A 15,449-nucleotide genomic window follows, 5' to 3' on the forward strand; every position below is an offset into this window, starting at 1 on the left:
AGCGGAAGCCGGATGCCTCGGTGCATGCCTCACGCGCAGCCGTGCTCGGCGGCCGTGTTCCCGGTGTAGGTGGGAGCGGGGGAAGAGCCACCCCTTGTGCCCTTTTGCGGCGTCGGCGGCTTATCCGGTGCCTGTCCGGCGACCACCACCGGCTGGTCCGCGCGCAGCCGCCGGAACAGCTTCTCGGCCTCGGGCTCCACGAGTTGGTCGCGGTCGGCGTCGTAGACGTACTGCTCCCTCGGCACCGTCAGGAACTGCACCCGCCCGGTGGGGATGTCGTGCAGTGTCCGCACCAGCCGGTACAGGTCGCCCAGATCGGCGAGGCCCGGATCGGTGGTGAGCGAGGAGGTCGCCGCGTCCAGCACGGAGTACAGCCGCAGCGGGTTCAGCAGCACGTCGTTGCCGCGCACCCGCGTGACCAGCGCGCCGAGGAACCGCTGCTGGCGCCGCATCCGCTCGGTGTCGCTGCCGTCGCCCAGCGACTCGCGGGCCCGTACGTAGCCGAGGGCCTGCTCGCCGTCGAGCGTGACCTCGCCCGCGGGCAGCCTGAGCCGCGCGGCCTTGTCGTCGATGGGCTCCTTCAGACAGATCCGTACCCCGTCGACGGCGTCGACCATGTCCTTGAAGCCGCTGAAGTCCACGACCATGTGGTGGTCGACGCGGATGCCCGTGAGCTTCTCGACGGTGCGGACCGTGCACGCCGAACCGCCCAGCTCGAAGGCGTGGTTGAACATCGCGAACACCGGCCGGCCGCGGGTGCCGTCGTCCTGGAGGCAGCCGGGGATGTCCACCATCAGATCCCGCGGCACGGACACCGCGGTGGCGCTGTGCCGGTCCGCCGCCAGGTGCAGCAGGATCGTCGTGTCCGACCGCTGACTGCCGAGGTCCCGCCCGTAGCGGGAGTTTCCGTCCCCGGCCCGGCTGTCGGACCCGATCAGCAGGATGTTCCGCGCGCCGGGCGCCACGACCGAGGGCCGCTCGCGGGCGTACCGGCCCAGCTCGGCGGCCGCCGCGTCATCGGCCCGGATGTTGGCACTGAGCCGGTCGTACGCCGCCCATCCCGCCCCGACGGCCGCCAGCACCAGCACCGCCGCCCCGAGCCCGGCCCCCTTGGCCCACCGCCGCCGACGCCGCCGCGCCAGTCCTGCCCCGGTCGCGGACGACCCGCCGGCGGAAGAGGGGGAGTGGATCACGGCGTGGCGCCCCTGGAGTGGAAGAGGTGTTTCCTGCGTACTCCTACGACGATGCGGCGCAAGGGCGAGGTGAGGCGCCCTCTGCTACGCCAAGGGGAGGACGCGTCCCGCCCCGGGGGCGCGGGGAACCGTGCGACAAGCCACGACGTACCGGCGCTCGACATCCGACCACCGGCACCCCGCCTCCGCCCGCCGTCACCGCCGTACCGCCGTCACCCTCTCGCTCTCGATCCGCTTCGCCAGCGCCTCCTCGGCCAGGCGCTCCAGATTCCGGCAGAGCACCACGGACCCCCCGCTGGCCAGCGGCGCGAACAGCCCCGCGCTGAGCCCCTCCCAGGTGTCGTACGGCAGCCCCGACAGCAGCCGCGAACCGGGCCCCGTCAGCTCCAGCCCCTCCGCGTCGGCGAGGGCCTTCTGCACGACCTCGGCCCCGCTGAACTCCGCGCCGGCCACGATCAGCGCCGACTCCCCGCCGTCCGCGGAGGCGAACCGGTCGCCCTGGCCCGGCACCTCCACGGCGTAGTCGAGGAACCCCTGCGGCGGCTGCGGGAACCGTCCGCCGAGCGGCCGCAGGGACAGCGCGACCCGTTCGCCCCGGCACGCCCGCGCCGCCTCCAGCGTGTCCGGCCCGCTGACGACCACGTCGGCCGCCGCGGGGTCCCCGGCCACATCCGCGACCGCGCCCACCGAGGCGCAGGCCAGCAGCCACACCGCGGTCTGCCAGTGCGCGGGCAGCAGCAGCGCGACCCGGTCACCCGGTTCCACGGAGAGGTCGCCCTGGAGGAGGTTCGCGGTCTTGGCCACCCAGTTGGCGAAGGTGGCGACCGAGAGTTCGACACGTTCGCCCGTGGCATCGTCGTAGAAGGTCACCAGCGGGCGGCCGGGATCCGCGGCGAGGGCGGAAGTCAGCAGGTCGGCGGGGGTGCGATCGGTGGCGTTCACCCGGCACAGGGTACGCGCGCGAGGGCGCGCGGCGGGGGCGCGTCTCTCACTGATCTCACACCCGTCTCATGGCAAACCGCGTGGCCGTCACGGCCTCCGTCGCTACCGTCTGCATACACTGACCGGCCGATACGAGTAGAACGAGACAGTTCGGCCGGTCCCGGCAGGAAGCAGAGACGACAGGTGACAGAAGCGATCCTCCTGGTCGGCGGCAAAGGCACCCGGCTGCGCCCGCTCACCGTGAACACGCCCAAGCCCATGGTCCGGGCCGCGGGCGTGCCGTTCCTCACCCACCAGCTGGCGAGGGCGAGAGCCGCGGGCGTCGAGCACATCGTCCTTGCCACCAGCTATCTGGCCGAGGTCTTCGAGCCGTACTTCGGCGACGGTTCGTCGCTGGGCCTCCACCTCGAGTACGTCACCGAGGAGGAACCCCTCGGCACCGGCGGGGCCATCCGCAACGTCGCCTCGCGGCTGCGCTCGGGCCCCGACGAGCCGGTGCTGATCTTCAACGGCGACATCCTGACGGGCCTGGACATCCGGGCCCTGGTCGACACTCACGAGTCGACGGGCGCGGACGTCTCGCTGCACCTGACGAAGGTGTCCGACCCGCGGGCCTACGGCCTAGTGCCGACCGACGAGACGGGCCGGGTGCTGGCGTTCCTGGAGAAGCCGCAGACGCCGGAGGAGATCGTCACCGACCAGATCAACGCGGGTGCCTATGTCTTCCGGCGCTCGGTCATCGACACGATCCCGGCGGGCCGGCCGGTGTCGGTGGAGCGTGAGACGTTCCCCCAGCTGCTCGCGGCCGGGGCGCACCTCCAGGGCATGGTCGACTCCACGTACTGGCTGGATCTCGGCACCCCGGCGGCGTTCGTGCGCGGCTCGGCGGACCTGGTGCTCGGGCGGGCGCCGTCGCCCGCCGTGCCGGGGCGCTGCGGTGACCGGCTGGTGCTGCCGACGGCCCAGGTGGCGCCGGACGCGAAGCTGACCGGGGGCACGGTGGTGGGGGAGGGCGCGTTCGTCGCGGAGGGCGCGCGGGTCTTCGGCTCGACGATCCTGCCCGGCGCGGTCATCGAGCCGGGCGCGGTCATCACCGACTCCCTCATCGGCACCCGCGCCCGCGTCGGCACCCGCTCCGTCCTCACCGGCACGGTCATCGGCGACGGCGCGGTCATCGGCCCCGACAATGAGCTCCGCGAGGGGGCGCGGGTGTGGTGCGACGCGCGTATTCCGGCGGGGGCGGTGCGGTTCTCGTCGGACCAGTAGGTGGTGGGGCTGTGGTGCGGCCGGGGTGAGCGGGGGGCTTGTCCCGGTCGCCGGGTGCGGGTGCGTCGTGGATTGCCGCGCGGTTCCCCGCGCCCCTTCGGGGGCGCTTCCCGCGACCCGACCCCCGCCCGCCCCAGCTCACAGCAGCCCGATGTCCACCCGAGGCATCTTCGGTACCCGTCGCGCCGGGGCGAGGCCGCTCAAGAGGATCAGCCGGGCGGCGCGATGCCGCTGACCGGCGTACGGCTCCAGCAGACGCAGCATCTCGGAGTCGTCGGCGTACCGGTCCCCCGCCAGCACCCATCCCACGATCCCCGGCAGGTGCAGGTCCCCGACCGTCACCTCGTCCGCCGCCCCATGACTCCGCTGCACGACCTCCGCCGACGTCCACACCCCCACCCCCGGTACCACCTCCAGCCGCGCTCGGGCCTCCGCCGCCGGCATCCCCGCCGCCTGCTCCAGCCGCGCGGCCACCCGCACCGCCCGCAGGATCGTGGACGCGCGCTTGTCGTCGACCCCGGCCCGGTGCCACTCCCAGGAGGGGATCAGCGCCCACGTCCGCGGCGCGGGCATGACGGACATCGGCCGCTCCCCACGCCCGGCCGGCCCCGGCGCGGGCTCCCCGAACCGCCGTACGAGCAGCCGCCACGCCCGGTACGCCTCGTCCGCCGTGACCTTCTGCTCCAGCACCGACGGGATCAACGACTCCAGCACCAGCCCGGTCCGCGTCAGCCGCAACCCCGGCCGCCGGTGCCGCGCCAGTGCCACCACCCGGTGCCGGGGCACGAACGCCTCCGGATCGTCGGCCGCGCCGAGCAACGCGGGCAGTCCGTCGAGCAGCCACTCCGCGCCGGGCCCCCACGCCTCGCCGAGCACCTCACCGCCGTACGCCCGCACCCGCAGCGTGCCCGGCCCGGCCGGGGTGCGGCACGCCCGCCACACGGACCCGTCCGCCGTGGCCCGGAACGTCGGATCGGCGGGCCCGCGCCTGAGCGGCCCGAGCACCAGCCCGAGATCGAGCGGCCCCTCGGGCACCCACCGCCGCACCCGCGCGGGCGTCACGGCCTGCCGCGGTATCCCGGCCGCACCGCCGCCCGCGGACACGCCGGCCTGCCCGCCGCGCACGGTCGTACGCGTGGGCCGCTGAACGAAACGTCCTGCCACGGAGATCAGATCCTCAAAATGCCGGTACGGCCGCTGCCCGCGGTGCCGCCCTTCGAGACTAGGCCCTCGGGACGAGACCCCCGCCCCGTCTCACCGCACCTCGATGAACGCCTCCGTATCCCGCTCCGCCCGAGGCTTCGGCGCCTCCGCGGGGTGACCGATCGCCACGGCGCCCATCGGGTCCCACCCGGGGGGCAGCCCGAGCGTCTCGCGGACCACGTCCCGGCAGAACATCGTGGACGACACCCAGGCCGAGCCGAGGCTCTCCCCGGCCAGCGCCACCAGGAAGTTCTGCACGCCCGCGCCCATGGCGATGACGAACATCTCCCGCTCGGCACCGTCGCGCCGCTCGTCCCCGTAGTGGTGCGCGCCGTCCATGACCAGGCACGGCACCACCAGATACGGGGCGCTGCGCAGCACCTCGCCGCGCCGGACCCGCTTGGCGATGGACTCCTCGCTCTTGCCGTCCCGGCGCAGGTCGGCGATCCAGGCGTCCCGCATCGCGTCCAGCAGCCGGCCGCGCGACTCGGCGGACTCCAGCAGCACGAACCGCCAGGGCGTGGTGTGGTGCGGCGCGGGCGCGGTCACGGCCGCCGCAACCGCCCGCCGCACCGAGCCCGGATCCACCGGCTTCTCGGTGAACGCCCTCACGGTGCGCCTCAGAGTCACGGCCTCGCGGACCGCCTCGGAGGTGCCGAGCCGGAACATGTCGCCGGCCGCGCCGCGCACCAGCGCCCGCGCGCCGGTGTCCGCCTCGCCGCTCCGGTCCAGCACCCGCGACAGGCCCCGCACCACCGCGACCGGCCGCCCCCCGGCCTTGCCCTTGACCAGGTCGCCGGCGGCGGCCAGCTCGTCCGCGGTGGCCACCACGGTGGCGCTGAGCGGGTTGCCGTACGCGTCCGTGCCCCCGCGCAGATCGTCGAGCACCCGCACCCCGGCGGCGCCGATCGCCACGTCCGTCAGCCCCGAGCGCCAGGGTCGCCCGAAGGTGTCACTGATGATCACCCCGACCTCGACCCCGAGGATGTCGCGCAGTCCGTCGCGGATCGCCCCTGCGGACGCGTCCGGGTCCTCGGGGAGCAACAGCACGGTCCCGGCGGGGGTGTTGGAGGCGTCGACCCCGGCCGCGGCCATGACCAGGCCCTGCCGGTTCTCCACGATCCGCAGGGTGCCGCGGCGGGCCACGACCCGCACGGCCTCCGCGTCGATCGCGGCCTCCCGGTCGTCGGCCCGGACGATCCGGCCCTCCGCCTTGGACACGATCTTGGAGGTGACGATCAGCACGTCCCCGTCGGCCAGGGCAGGCTCGGCGGCGGCGATCAGCTTGGCGAGGTCGTCGCCGGCCTGCACCTCGGGCAGGCCGGCGGGAGCCCACACCTGGAACGCGGGACGCTCCGCGTGGTTTCCGCTCACGCGTCCCGCACCTCCTCGGCCAGCGCCAGCGCCTCCCGCGCCATCTGCGCGGTCGCGGCCACGTCGGTCATCATCAGCGGTACGGCCCGGCAGCGGATGCCGTCGGCCTCCACGCGCTCCACCGACGCCGCGTCCACGGTGTCGACCAGCCAGCCGTCCAGCAGGCCGGAGCCGTAGTGCTCGGCGACCGCGGCGGCAGTGGACTCCACGCCGACCGCGGCGAGCACCTTGTCGGCCATCCCGCGCACCGGCGCGTCGCCGACGATGGGGGACAGGCCGACCACGGGCACGCCCGCGTCCGCGATGGCCTCCCTGATGCCGGGCACCGCGAGGATCGTGCCGATGGACACGACCGGGTTGGACGGCGGGAAGAGGATGACGTCCGCCTCCGCGATGGCCTCCAGGACGCCGGGGGCCGGCTTGGAGTGCTCGGCGCCGACCGGCACCACCGCCTCGGCGGGCACGCCGGCCCGCATCCGCACCCAGTACTCCTGGAAGTGGACCGCCTTGCGGTCGCCGTCGATCTCGACGGCCACATGCGTCTCCACCCGGTCGTCGGTCATCGGGATCAGCTTCACGCCCGGCTTCCACCGGTCGCACAGCGCCTCGGTGACCGCGCTCAGCGGATAGCCTGCGCCGAGCATCTGCGTCCGCACGATGTGCGTGGCGAAGTCCCGGTCGCCGAGCCCGAACCACTCGGGCCCGACCCCGTAGGCCGCCAGTTCCTCCTTGAGATGGAAGGTCTCCCCGGACCGCCCCCAGCCCTGCTCCTCGTTGATGCCGCCGCCCAGCGTGTACATCACCGTGTCGAGGTCCGGGCAGACCTTCAGCCCGAAGAGGTGGATGTCGTCGCCGGTGTTGCCGATGACCGTGACGTCCGCGTCCGGCGCGGCCTGCTTGAGACCGCGCAGGAACCGGGCACCACCGATGCCGCCTGCCAGAACCACAATGCGCATGAGGACCAGTCTTGCAGGAGGGTCCGACAACGCGTCAGGCAGTCACCGCACGCGCCTCACAGAAGGGGGAGGCACCCGCACCGGCGTGCGAGGCGGGGTGCATGGGCATCTCGGTCAGCCCCGGATAGTAGATGTGCAGGCTGACGGCCGGTTCCAGCGCGTCGTTGACGACCTCGTGCGCGTACCCCGGCGCGGACACGTGCTGTGCGCCGGGCGTGAGCGTCCTGGTGCCGCGCCGGGTGTGTTCGGTGAGCGTGCCCTCCAGGACGGTGAGGACGCCGAAGGAGCGGCCGTGGTCGTGCCGCCCGGTGCCCTGCCCCGGCACCCAGGACAGCAGCCAGACCTCGTATCCGGGGCCGGTGCGCAGCCGGTGGTACCAGCGGGTCGTGGCGTCGTAGCGAACGAGGTCCGCCCACCGGGCGCGGTCGGCGGCGATGGCGCGGGCCAGGCCGGCGAACTCCGCGACGGTGGCCGGGTGCTCGCGCGGCGGTTGCAGCAGGTGCGGCACCTCGAGCAGGTCACCGGCGATCTGGAGGTCGTTGTCGCTGTTCATGGGGGTGTGCTGGTCCCTCGGCTGAGAAGAGTGGGAGCCCGGTGGGAGGGGCTGCGAAGGAAGAACGGCCGAGCGCGCGCGGGGGGGCGGGGCGTCGGCGGCGGCCGGAGCGAAGACCCGGAAAGCGGAAGGGTCAGGCTCAACAGCTGGAACAGCGACAACAGCTACAGCGGGCCCGGGCAGCACCGTGGGACCCAGCGGGGCGGGTCGAGGTGGATACCGAGTTCGCGAGCATGCCCCCTAGGACAACGGTTCACACCTGCACTGTCAACTCGATGCCCGCCATGTGGGACACATTTCACCTCATCCGGGTCATTCCCCCGTCGTGAGGTTTGCTGCTCGGGAAGCCGGGACACATGGGGCACATCCGAGCGCTCGGCGAGCGGTGCAACGCGATCGAACGTCGGGACGTCTTTCTCCGTAGGGGAGCCGTGCGGGTGCCGGAACAGGGCCGTGCGGGTGCCGGGCGGAGTGCGGCGTCCGACGGATGTCGGTCGCGCGGTCGGCCGTGTGTCGGGGTTTATGCCGATTTGAACACTTTCCGCATGGCCTTGGTTCCGCAGAGTGAATAACGGGCTCAATAGCAGATCTCGGCTTGACTCGCCCGGAGCAGCACACTTGTAATTTCACTCGTGTCGTTCAGCCGAAATCGGTAACGGCTACGCACGGGGACGTGAAGACAGACGAGGGGCGCACATGACCGAGCTGGTGCAGCAACTGCTGGTCGACGACGCGGACGAGGAACTCGGCTGGCAGGAGCGCGCGCTGTGCGCCCAGACCGACCCCGAGTCCTTCTTCCCCGAGAAGGGCGGCTCCACCAGAGAGGCCAAGAAGGTCTGCCTCGCCTGCGAGGTCCGGTCCGAATGCCTCGAATACGCCCTCGCCAACGACGAGCGCTTCGGCATCTGGGGCGGTCTGTCCGAGCGGGAGCGCCGCCGGCTGAAGAAGGCCGCCGTCTGACCGCGCGCCGGCGGCGCGGGCACCCGGTACATACCCGCGCCATATCTGAGAAAACATCCCGAACGGCCCGCTGCCCGTGGGTTATCCACAGGCGGCGGGCCGTCGTCGTGGGCAGCCGATAGTGTGGTCGCTCGTCCGAGACGCCCCGCTGTCCCCGCGAGCCCATCGAGGCCCTGGGGTCGCGGGTGTCCACCGCAGTCCAGCGAACCGGGGCCCGTACCTCGATGTCCGTGCACAGCCACACGCCGGCCCAAGACCCGGCCGCCGCAGCAGCGTTCGACCCAGCCCGCCAGGCGGCGTTCGACCCGGCCCGCCCACCCGAGTTTCCGCGTCACGTCGTCACCGCCGTCCTCGTCTCCCACGACGGCGCGCGCTGGCTGCCCGACGCGATCGCCGGGCTGCTCGGCCAGGAACGCCCCGTCCAGCACGCGGTGGCCGCCGACACCGGCAGCGCGGACAACTCCGCCCAGCTGCTCGGCGAAGCCCTCGGTGACGCGGGCGTGCTGCACCTCGCCCGCCGCACCGGCTTCGGCCAGGCCGTCGAGGAGGCCAGCCGCACCGCCCCCCTCCTCACCCCGGACGAGCTGCCGTACCTCAAGCGCCCCAGCGGCTGGGACCCGGCCACCCGCACCTGGCGCGACGACGCCTACGACCTCCCCGAACTGCCGTACGGCGAACCGATCCAGTGGCTCTGGCTGCTGCACGACGACTGCGCCCCCGAACCCGACGCCCTCGCCCAGCTGCTGAAGGTCGTCGAGAACGAACTCGAACTCGGCCGCGACGACGTGGCGATCGTCGGCCCCAAACTCCGCGGCTGGTACGACCGCAGGCAACTGCTGGAAGTCGGCGTCTCCATCGCCAACTCCGGCCGCCGCTGGACCGGACTGGACCGCCGCGAACAGGACCAGGGCCAGCACGACCACGTCCGCACCGTGCTGTCCGTCTCCACCGCCGGCATGCTGATCCGCCGCGACGTCTTCGAACAGCTCGGCGGCTTCGACCGCCGGCTGCCTCTGATGCGCGACGACGTGGACCTGTGCTGGCGCGCCCACCTCGCCGGCCACCGCGTCCTGATCGCCCCCGACGCGGTCGTACGACACGCCGAGGCCGCCTCCCGCGAGCGCCGCGCCGTGGACTGCGTGGGCCGCACCGCCGCCTCCCCGCACAAGGTCGACAAGGCCGGCGCCGTCCACACGCTGCTCGCCAACACCCGTACCGCCGCGCTGCCCTGGGTGCTGCTCCGGCTCGTCCTCGGCACCCTCCTGCGGACCGTCGCCTACCTCGTCGGCAAGGTGCCGGGCCAGGCCGTCGACGAGATCCGCGGCCTGCTGGGCACCCTGCTGCGGCCCGAGCGGATCATCGCCGCCCGGCGCCGCCGCGGCACCCCGCGGATCGGCAAGGACGAACTGCGCGCCCTCTTCCCGCCCCCCGGCGCCACCATCCGCGCCACCGTGGAACAGTTCGCGGGCAACTTCACCGGCAGCTCCGACACCGACACCACGGCCGGCCGGCACGGCGGCGCCGTGGAATCCGGACCCGGCGGCGACGACGCCGACTTCCTGGAGGTCGAGCAGTTCGTCCGCCTCAAGCGGATCGCCCGCAGGCCCGGACCGGTCCTCTTCCTCGCCCTGCTGGTCATCTCCCTGGTCGCCTGCCGCGCCCTGCTCACCGGCGGCGCGCTCGGCGGCGGCGCCCTGCTGCCCGCCCCGGCGAGCGCCGGCGACCTGTGGTCCCGCTTCGCGGACGCCTGGCACCCGGTCGGCACCGGCGGCACCCCCGCCGCACCGCCCTACCTCGCCATCGTCGCCACCCTGGCCACCCTGCTGTTCGGCTCCGCCGGAGTCGCGGTCACCGTGCTGCTGGTCTGCTCGGTGCCGCTCGCCGGATTCACCGCCTACTTCGCCTCCCGGCCCCTGGTCACCTCCCGGCTGCTGCGCGCCTGGGCGGCCATCGCCTACGCCTTCCTGCCCGCCACCACCGGCGCCCTGGCAGGCGGCCGCATCGGCACCGCCGTACTCGCCGTACTGCTGCCGCTGATCGCCCGCGCGGGCATCGCCGCGGGCGGCCTCACCAGCCGCACCGGCGCCCGCGGCAGCTGGCGCGCCACCTGGGCGTACGCCCTGCTGCTGACCATCACCACGGCCTTCACCCCGATCGTCTGGCCCATCGCGCTGATCCTCGGCCTCGGCGTGCTGGCGCTGCGCCGCGCCGACCTGGTCGCCCACGGCCTGCGCCTGCTCGTCCAGCTCGGCACCCCGCTGGTGCTCCTCGCCCCCTGGTCGCTGACCCTGCTGCCGACCGGCTTCTTCAAGGAAGCGGGCCTGGACTACGGCGCCTCGTCCGCCTCCGCGCTCGACCTGCTCGGCGTCAGCCCCGGCGGCCCCGGCACCATGAGCGGCCTGCTGCTGCTCGGCATCGTGCTCGCCGCCCTCGCCGCACTGCTGCGCTCGCAGCGGCAGCTGGGCATCCGCGCCGCCTGGGTCGTCGCCCTGACCGGTCTCGTCTTCGCGGTCCTCGCCAACCGGTCCGCCTGGGCCGGTCCCGCCACCCTCGTCTACGGCATCGCCCTGCTGGCCGCCGCCGCCCTCGGCGCCGACGGCGCCCGCGCGCGCGTGGCCGAGCAGAGCTTCGGCTGGCGCCAGCCGCTGGCCGCCCTGATCGCCCTCACCGCGGCCATGGGCCCCCTGGTGCTCGCCGCCGCCTGGATGGTCCGCGGCGCCGACGGGCCCGTGCAGCGCCGCGACCCGGCCCAGGTGCCCGCGTTCGTCGCCGAGGACTCCACCACCGGCGACCGGGCCCGCACCCTCGTCCTGGACAGCGACTCCACCGCGCGAGTCAGCTACACCCTGGTGCGCGGCGCCGGCGCCCGCATGGGAGACGCCGAACTCGCCGCCGCCGACGGCCACAACGCGCGCCTGGACAAGGTCGTCGCCAACCTGGTCGCCGGCTCCGGCGCCGACCAGGCCGACGAACTCGGCGGCTTCGCCGTGCGCTACGTCCTCGTCCACAAGGGCGCGCCCCGCGACATCACCCGCGTCCTCGACGCCACCCCCGGCCTGGCCCGGCTCAGCCAGCAGAACGGCAACGCCCTGTGGCGTGTCGACCAGGAGGTCTCCCGCGCGGTCATCCTGCCCGCGGGCACCTCCGACTCCGTCGGCTCGGGCAGCGCCCAGCCGGTCGAGGCGGGACCGGTGGACATCCACACCACCGTCCCGTCCGGCTCCGACGGCCGCGTCCTGCGCCTCGCGGACAGCGCCGCCCCCGGCTGGACCGCCACCCTCGACGGCAAGCCGCTCACCCGCACCACCGTCGACGGCTGGGCCCAGGGCTTCCGACTCCCCTCCAGCGGCGGGCGGTTGGACGTCACCTACGACGAGCCGATCATCCACACCGCCTGGCTGTGGGCCCAGGGCGCGCTCGCCGTCGTCCTGATCGTCCTCGCCCTGCCGGGCCGCCGGCGCGACGTGGACGACGACCTTCCCGAGGAGGAGCCGCTGCCCGCGCAGGCCGCCACGGGCGAGGGCCGCCGCGCCCGCCGCCTGCGCGCCCAGGCCGAGGACGAGTCCGCCGCGGAACCGCCCGCGGCGCAGGCCCCCGTAGGGGAGACCCCCATGAGGGAGATGCCCGCAGGGGACACCCCGGACATGCCCCCGGCCCCGGCCGAGCCCCAGATCCCGCACCAGCAGCCGTACGACCCCTCCTACGACGAGTCGTACGCCACCCCCTACGCCGACGCCCCGTACCCCGGCTACGGCACCGACCCCTACCAACAGGGCGGCTACGACCAGCAGACGTACCAGGCCGACCCCTACGGAACGGCGGCGTACGACCCGTACGCCTACGGCGGCACCGCCGAACAGCAGCCGTACGACCCGGCGCCGTACCAGCAGCAGGGCTACGACCCGGCGTACGACCCCGCCCAGCAGGGCTACGACCCCGCCCAGCCGCCCCACGGCACCGGCAGCGAGCGCCCCGACGGGAGCCAGCAGTGAACCGCACCACCCTGTCCTTGATCGCCGGCACCACCGCGCTGGCCGCCGTCACCGCGTTCGCCGCGCTGACCACCCCGTCCGCGTCCGGCGCGGCCGCGTCCGGCGCCGCCGCCCAACTGCCCGTGCAGCGCACCGGTCTGCTGTGCCCGGCGCCCAGCGTCTCGGACATCGCGGACACGACGTACACCTCGTTCACACCCGTCACCCAGGGCGCCCCGAGCAGCGGCAAGGCCCAACTCGAGGCCGCCCCCACGCAGTCGGCGGACGGCACGGGCGGCATCCCGCAGGGCAAGAGCAAGGGCAAGAGCGGCAAGAAGACGACCGCCGACCAGCCGGTGCTCACCCCGAAGGCGCCCAGCACCCCGGTCACCGCCGACACCTCAGGCGCCGACACACCCGCGCTGATCGGCACCGCCGACGGGAAGTTCGCGCCCGGCTGGACCGTCCAGGAGACCACCGAGATCGACGCCGGCACCGGCCGCGGCCTCCAGGGCGTCGCCTGCACACCCGCCGACACGGAGTTCTGGTTCCCGGGCGCCAGCACCGTTGCCAGCCGTACCGACTACGTCCATCTGACCAACCCGGACGACTCCGCCGCCGTCGTGGACGTCGAGCTGTACGGCAAGAACGGCGCGATCAAGTCGCCGCTGGGGGAGAACCTCACGGTCAAGCCGCACACCAGCGAGCCGATCCTGCTCTCCACGCTGACCGACGAACGGCAGGACGACCTGACCGTGCACGTCAGCGTGCGCAGCGGCCGGGTCGGCGCCACGGTGCAGGCGCTGGACGACAAGTCGGGCGGCGACTGGCTGGCCGCGGCCGCCGACCCGGCCGGCAGCCTGGTGCTGCCGGGCATCCCCAAGGACGCCACCGACGTGCGCCTGATCGCCTTCACGCCCGGTGGCGACGACGCCGACCTCAAGATCCGGCTCGCCTCGCCCGACGGCCTGATCACCCCGGCGGGCAACGAGGAACTGCACGTCAAGTCCGGCATGACCACCGCAGCCGACCTCGGCCCGCTCACCCGCGGCGAGGCCGGCTCCCTGGTCCTGACCCCCACCGACCAGTCGGTGCCGGTCGTCGCCGCGCTGCGGGTGGTCCGGGGCAAGGGCGCGAACCAGGAGACCGCGTTCATCCCGGCCACCGCCCCCGTCGGCGCGCGCGCCACCGCGGCCGACAACAGCGCCAAGGGCACCACCCTCGCCCTGACCGCGCCCACCGGCACGGCCAGGGTCAAGGTCACCGCCTCGGCGGGCAGCGAGGGCGGTACGGCGGTCAGCAAGACCTACACGATCAAGTCCGGCACCACCCAGGACATCGACGCCCCGGTCCCCTCCGGCGCCAAGGGCACCTACGCCCTGACCGTCGAGCCCCTCACCGCCACCCCCGTCTACGCCTCCCGCACCCTCACCTCGACCGACCCCTCCGGGTTCACCATCCAGACCCTGCCGAGCGACAGGGGACTGGTCTCGGTCCCGAAGACGGACGAGGACCTGTCGATCCTCCAGAAGTAGGGGGCACGCCCCAGGTCACGCCCTACGGGGGTGGGTGAACGGCACCCACCCCCGGCCCGCGACAGCGCGGGTCAACCGGACAGCAGAGGCCGAACGGACAGCGCGGGCCGACCCGACAGCGCGCGGGCAGCGGACGGCGGGCGGCGGGGCCTAATCCTCCCCGTACCGCGGATCCACCGTCTCCGGCGTCAGCCCCAGCAGCTCCGCGACCTGCTCCACGACCACCTCGTGGACGAGCGCCGCCCGCTCGTCCCGCCCCTTCGACCGGATCTCCACCGGCCGCCGGTACACCACGACCCGCGCCCGCCGCCCCTGCCGCGCCGGCACGATCCCCCCGAGCGGCACCGCCTCGTCCCCCCACAGGGCGACCGATTCCTGCTGCCCCTCGAGGCGAGGCACCTCCAGCACCAGGAACTCCACCTCGGCGAGCTGCGGCCACCGCCGCTCCAGCCGCTCCACGGAGTCCTGCACGAGATCGTCGAACACCTCCGCCCGGCTCGCCGCCAACGGCACCTGCGGCGGTGCGATCGGCCCCCGCATGCCCCGCCCGTGACGATCACGGCGACGGGGTCCGGGGCCTGCGGCTCGGGGCGGTACACGGTTGTCCATCACTGATGAAGCGTAGTCCCCGGCCGCCCCGCCCGCCCGGTCGCACGCGCCAACCGGCCACCGGCGACTTTCCGCCGCGTTCTGCCGTTTTCCTGCCGCGTTCCTGTCGCCGGACGACCGTTCCGGCCAAGCCCCGGCCCAGTTCGGCGACCGTCCACGAACCCTTCAAGTCCCCAGAACACAAGGCAATTGACCGTGTTTGTACTGACTCATGACCGGAAACAGTCCCACCCGGGCACCCCGAAGCCCCCCTCTCTGCGGCTCAACAGGGCCTGTTTCCAGGGGTATGTGGGGCGTCTCACAGCACGACACGGGGGAGTGACCTGGTGGAGAGTCGTCGCGGCCCGCTCAAGAGTGCGGTACCGTCCAACGTCGTGAGCCCTGTACGTCGCTGTTCGCGCACCGCCTGCGGCCGACCCGCCGTCGCGACGCTGACGTACGTCTACGCCGACTCGACCGCGGTCCTCGGCCCGCTCGCCACCTACGCCGAACCCCACTGCTACGACCTGTGCGCCGAGCACTCCGAGCGCCTCACCGCCCCGCGCGGCTGGGAGGTCGTCCGTCTCCTCGACGGCTCCGCCCCCGCCCGGCCCAGCGGCGACGACCTGGAGGCGCTCGCCAATGCCGTGCGCGAGGCCGCCCGCCCCCAGGAACGCGCGGCCGGGGCAGGCGGCGGGGCCCGCGCCGCGGACCCCATGGAGGTGGCCCGCCGCGGCCATCTGCGGGTCCTGCGCTCCCCCGACAACTGACCGGCATCCGCGGGGGGATGACGGACGCTCCCCCGTAGGGGTCGTCCCGGAGCGCCATCCGCCCCGCCACTCCTCCCGGTGCTTCCCGGTTCCTCCCGGAGGACGCGCGCCCCAGGTGTCCACACACCTCCCCCTTAC

General features: G+C 73.9%; 12 protein-coding genes. 5 read left to right on the plus strand and 7 right to left on the minus strand.

The annotated features are described in order from the left end of the window. Nucleotides 1–29: 29 nt before the first annotated feature. Nucleotides 30–1,193, minus strand: coding sequence for an LCP family protein (locus ACE4Q9_RS20245; protein ID WP_397985636.1), 1,164 nt, complete (start codon nt 1,191–1,193; stop codon nt 30–32). 195 nt (nt 1,194–1,388) lie between these two features. Next, complete coding sequence (locus ACE4Q9_RS20250) at nt 1,389–2,135, minus strand: TIGR03089 family protein (RefSeq protein ID WP_397985637.1); 747 nt, start codon at nt 2,133–2,135, stop codon at nt 1,389–1,391. Nucleotides 2,136–2,318: 183 nt separating this feature from the next. On the opposite strand from ACE4Q9_RS20250, the gene ACE4Q9_RS20255 reads away from it, so the two are divergent. Beyond that, entirely contained in the window at nt 2,319–3,401 is a 1,083-nt protein-coding gene (locus ACE4Q9_RS20255; protein WP_397985638.1) for a sugar phosphate nucleotidyltransferase, read from the plus strand. A gap of 138 nt (nt 3,402–3,539) precedes the next feature. On the opposite strand, the gene ACE4Q9_RS20260 is transcribed toward ACE4Q9_RS20255, so the two are convergent. The 4 genes from ACE4Q9_RS20260 to ACE4Q9_RS20275 form a co-directional block, all read right to left on the minus strand. After that, entirely contained in the window at nt 3,540–4,565 is a 1,026-nt protein-coding gene (locus ACE4Q9_RS20260) for a DNA-3-methyladenine glycosylase family protein (protein WP_397985639.1), read from the minus strand. Nucleotides 4,566–4,655: 90 nt separating this feature from the next. Continuing rightward, complete coding sequence (locus tag ACE4Q9_RS20265) at nt 4,656–5,978, minus strand: coenzyme F420-0:L-glutamate ligase (RefSeq protein ID WP_397985640.1); 1,323 nt, start codon at nt 5,976–5,978, stop codon at nt 4,656–4,658. Next, the gene (gene cofD, locus ACE4Q9_RS20270) at nt 5,975–6,934 is read right to left on the minus strand and encodes a 2-phospho-L-lactate transferase (RefSeq protein WP_397985641.1); all 960 of its coding nucleotides are present in this window, start codon (nt 6,932–6,934) and stop codon (nt 5,975–5,977) included. The genes ACE4Q9_RS20265 and cofD overlap by 4 nt, the downstream gene beginning before the upstream one ends. Nucleotides 6,935–6,968: 34 nt before the next feature. Next, nucleotides 6,969–7,487, minus strand: a complete 519-nt coding sequence (locus tag ACE4Q9_RS20275) for a cysteine dioxygenase (RefSeq protein ID WP_397985642.1) — start codon at nt 7,485–7,487, stop codon at nt 6,969–6,971. A 696-nt stretch (nt 7,488–8,183) separates the two neighbouring features. On the opposite strand from ACE4Q9_RS20275, the gene ACE4Q9_RS20280 reads away from it, so the two are divergent. From ACE4Q9_RS20280 to ACE4Q9_RS20290, 3 genes are all read left to right on the plus strand, one after another. After that, the gene (locus ACE4Q9_RS20280; protein ID WP_003975777.1) at nt 8,184–8,447 is read left to right on the plus strand and encodes a WhiB family transcriptional regulator; all 264 of its coding nucleotides are present in this window, start codon (nt 8,184–8,186) and stop codon (nt 8,445–8,447) included. A 224-nt stretch (nt 8,448–8,671) separates the two neighbouring features. After that, a complete protein-coding gene (locus tag ACE4Q9_RS20285) occupies nt 8,672–12,439 on the plus strand; it encodes a glycosyltransferase (RefSeq protein ID WP_397985643.1) in 3,768 nt (1,255 codons plus the stop codon). Continuing rightward, complete coding sequence (locus tag ACE4Q9_RS20290; protein WP_397985644.1) at nt 12,436–13,953, plus strand: DUF5719 family protein; 1,518 nt, start codon at nt 12,436–12,438, stop codon at nt 13,951–13,953. The genes ACE4Q9_RS20285 and ACE4Q9_RS20290 overlap by 4 nt, the downstream gene beginning before the upstream one ends. 150 nt (nt 13,954–14,103) lie before the next feature. On the opposite strand, the gene ACE4Q9_RS20295 is transcribed toward ACE4Q9_RS20290, so the two are convergent. Next, nucleotides 14,104–14,562, minus strand: coding sequence for a metallopeptidase family protein (locus tag ACE4Q9_RS20295; RefSeq protein ID WP_397987274.1), 459 nt, complete (start codon nt 14,560–14,562; stop codon nt 14,104–14,106). A gap of 326 nt (nt 14,563–14,888) precedes the next feature. Between ACE4Q9_RS20295 and ACE4Q9_RS20300 the strand changes: the two genes are divergently transcribed. Further along, nucleotides 14,889–15,311 (plus strand): DUF3499 domain-containing protein, encoded by a 423-nt coding sequence (locus ACE4Q9_RS20300; RefSeq protein ID WP_186287702.1) that lies wholly within the window; start codon nt 14,889–14,891, stop codon nt 15,309–15,311. The last annotated feature ends 138 nt before the right edge of the window (nt 15,312–15,449 follow it).

The organism is Streptomyces sp. AM6-12 (genome assembly GCF_044327085.1).
Taxonomy (GTDB): domain Bacteria; phylum Actinomycetota; class Actinomycetes; order Streptomycetales; family Streptomycetaceae; genus Streptomyces.

What these genes read in the sequence shown, in the direction of transcription:
- ACE4Q9_RS20280 (WP_003975777.1), top strand. Translation starts at nt 8,184, where the DNA reads ATGACCGAGCTGGTGCAGCAACTGCTGGTCGACGACGCGGACGAGGAA.
- ACE4Q9_RS20285 (WP_397985643.1), top strand. Translation starts at nt 8,672, where the DNA reads ATGTCCGTGCACAGCCACACGCCGGCCCAAGACCCGGCCGCCGCAGCA.
- cofD (WP_397985641.1), bottom strand. Translation starts at nt 6,934, where the DNA reads ATGCGCATTGTGGTTCTGGCAGGCGGCATCGGTGGTGCCCGGTTCCTG.
- ACE4Q9_RS20275 (WP_397985642.1), bottom strand. Translation starts at nt 7,487, where the DNA reads ATGAACAGCGACAACGACCTCCAGATCGCCGGTGACCTGCTCGAGGTG.
- ACE4Q9_RS20295 (WP_397987274.1), bottom strand. Translation starts at nt 14,562, where the DNA reads ATGGACAACCGTGTACCGCCCCGAGCCGCAGGCCCCGGACCCCGTCGC.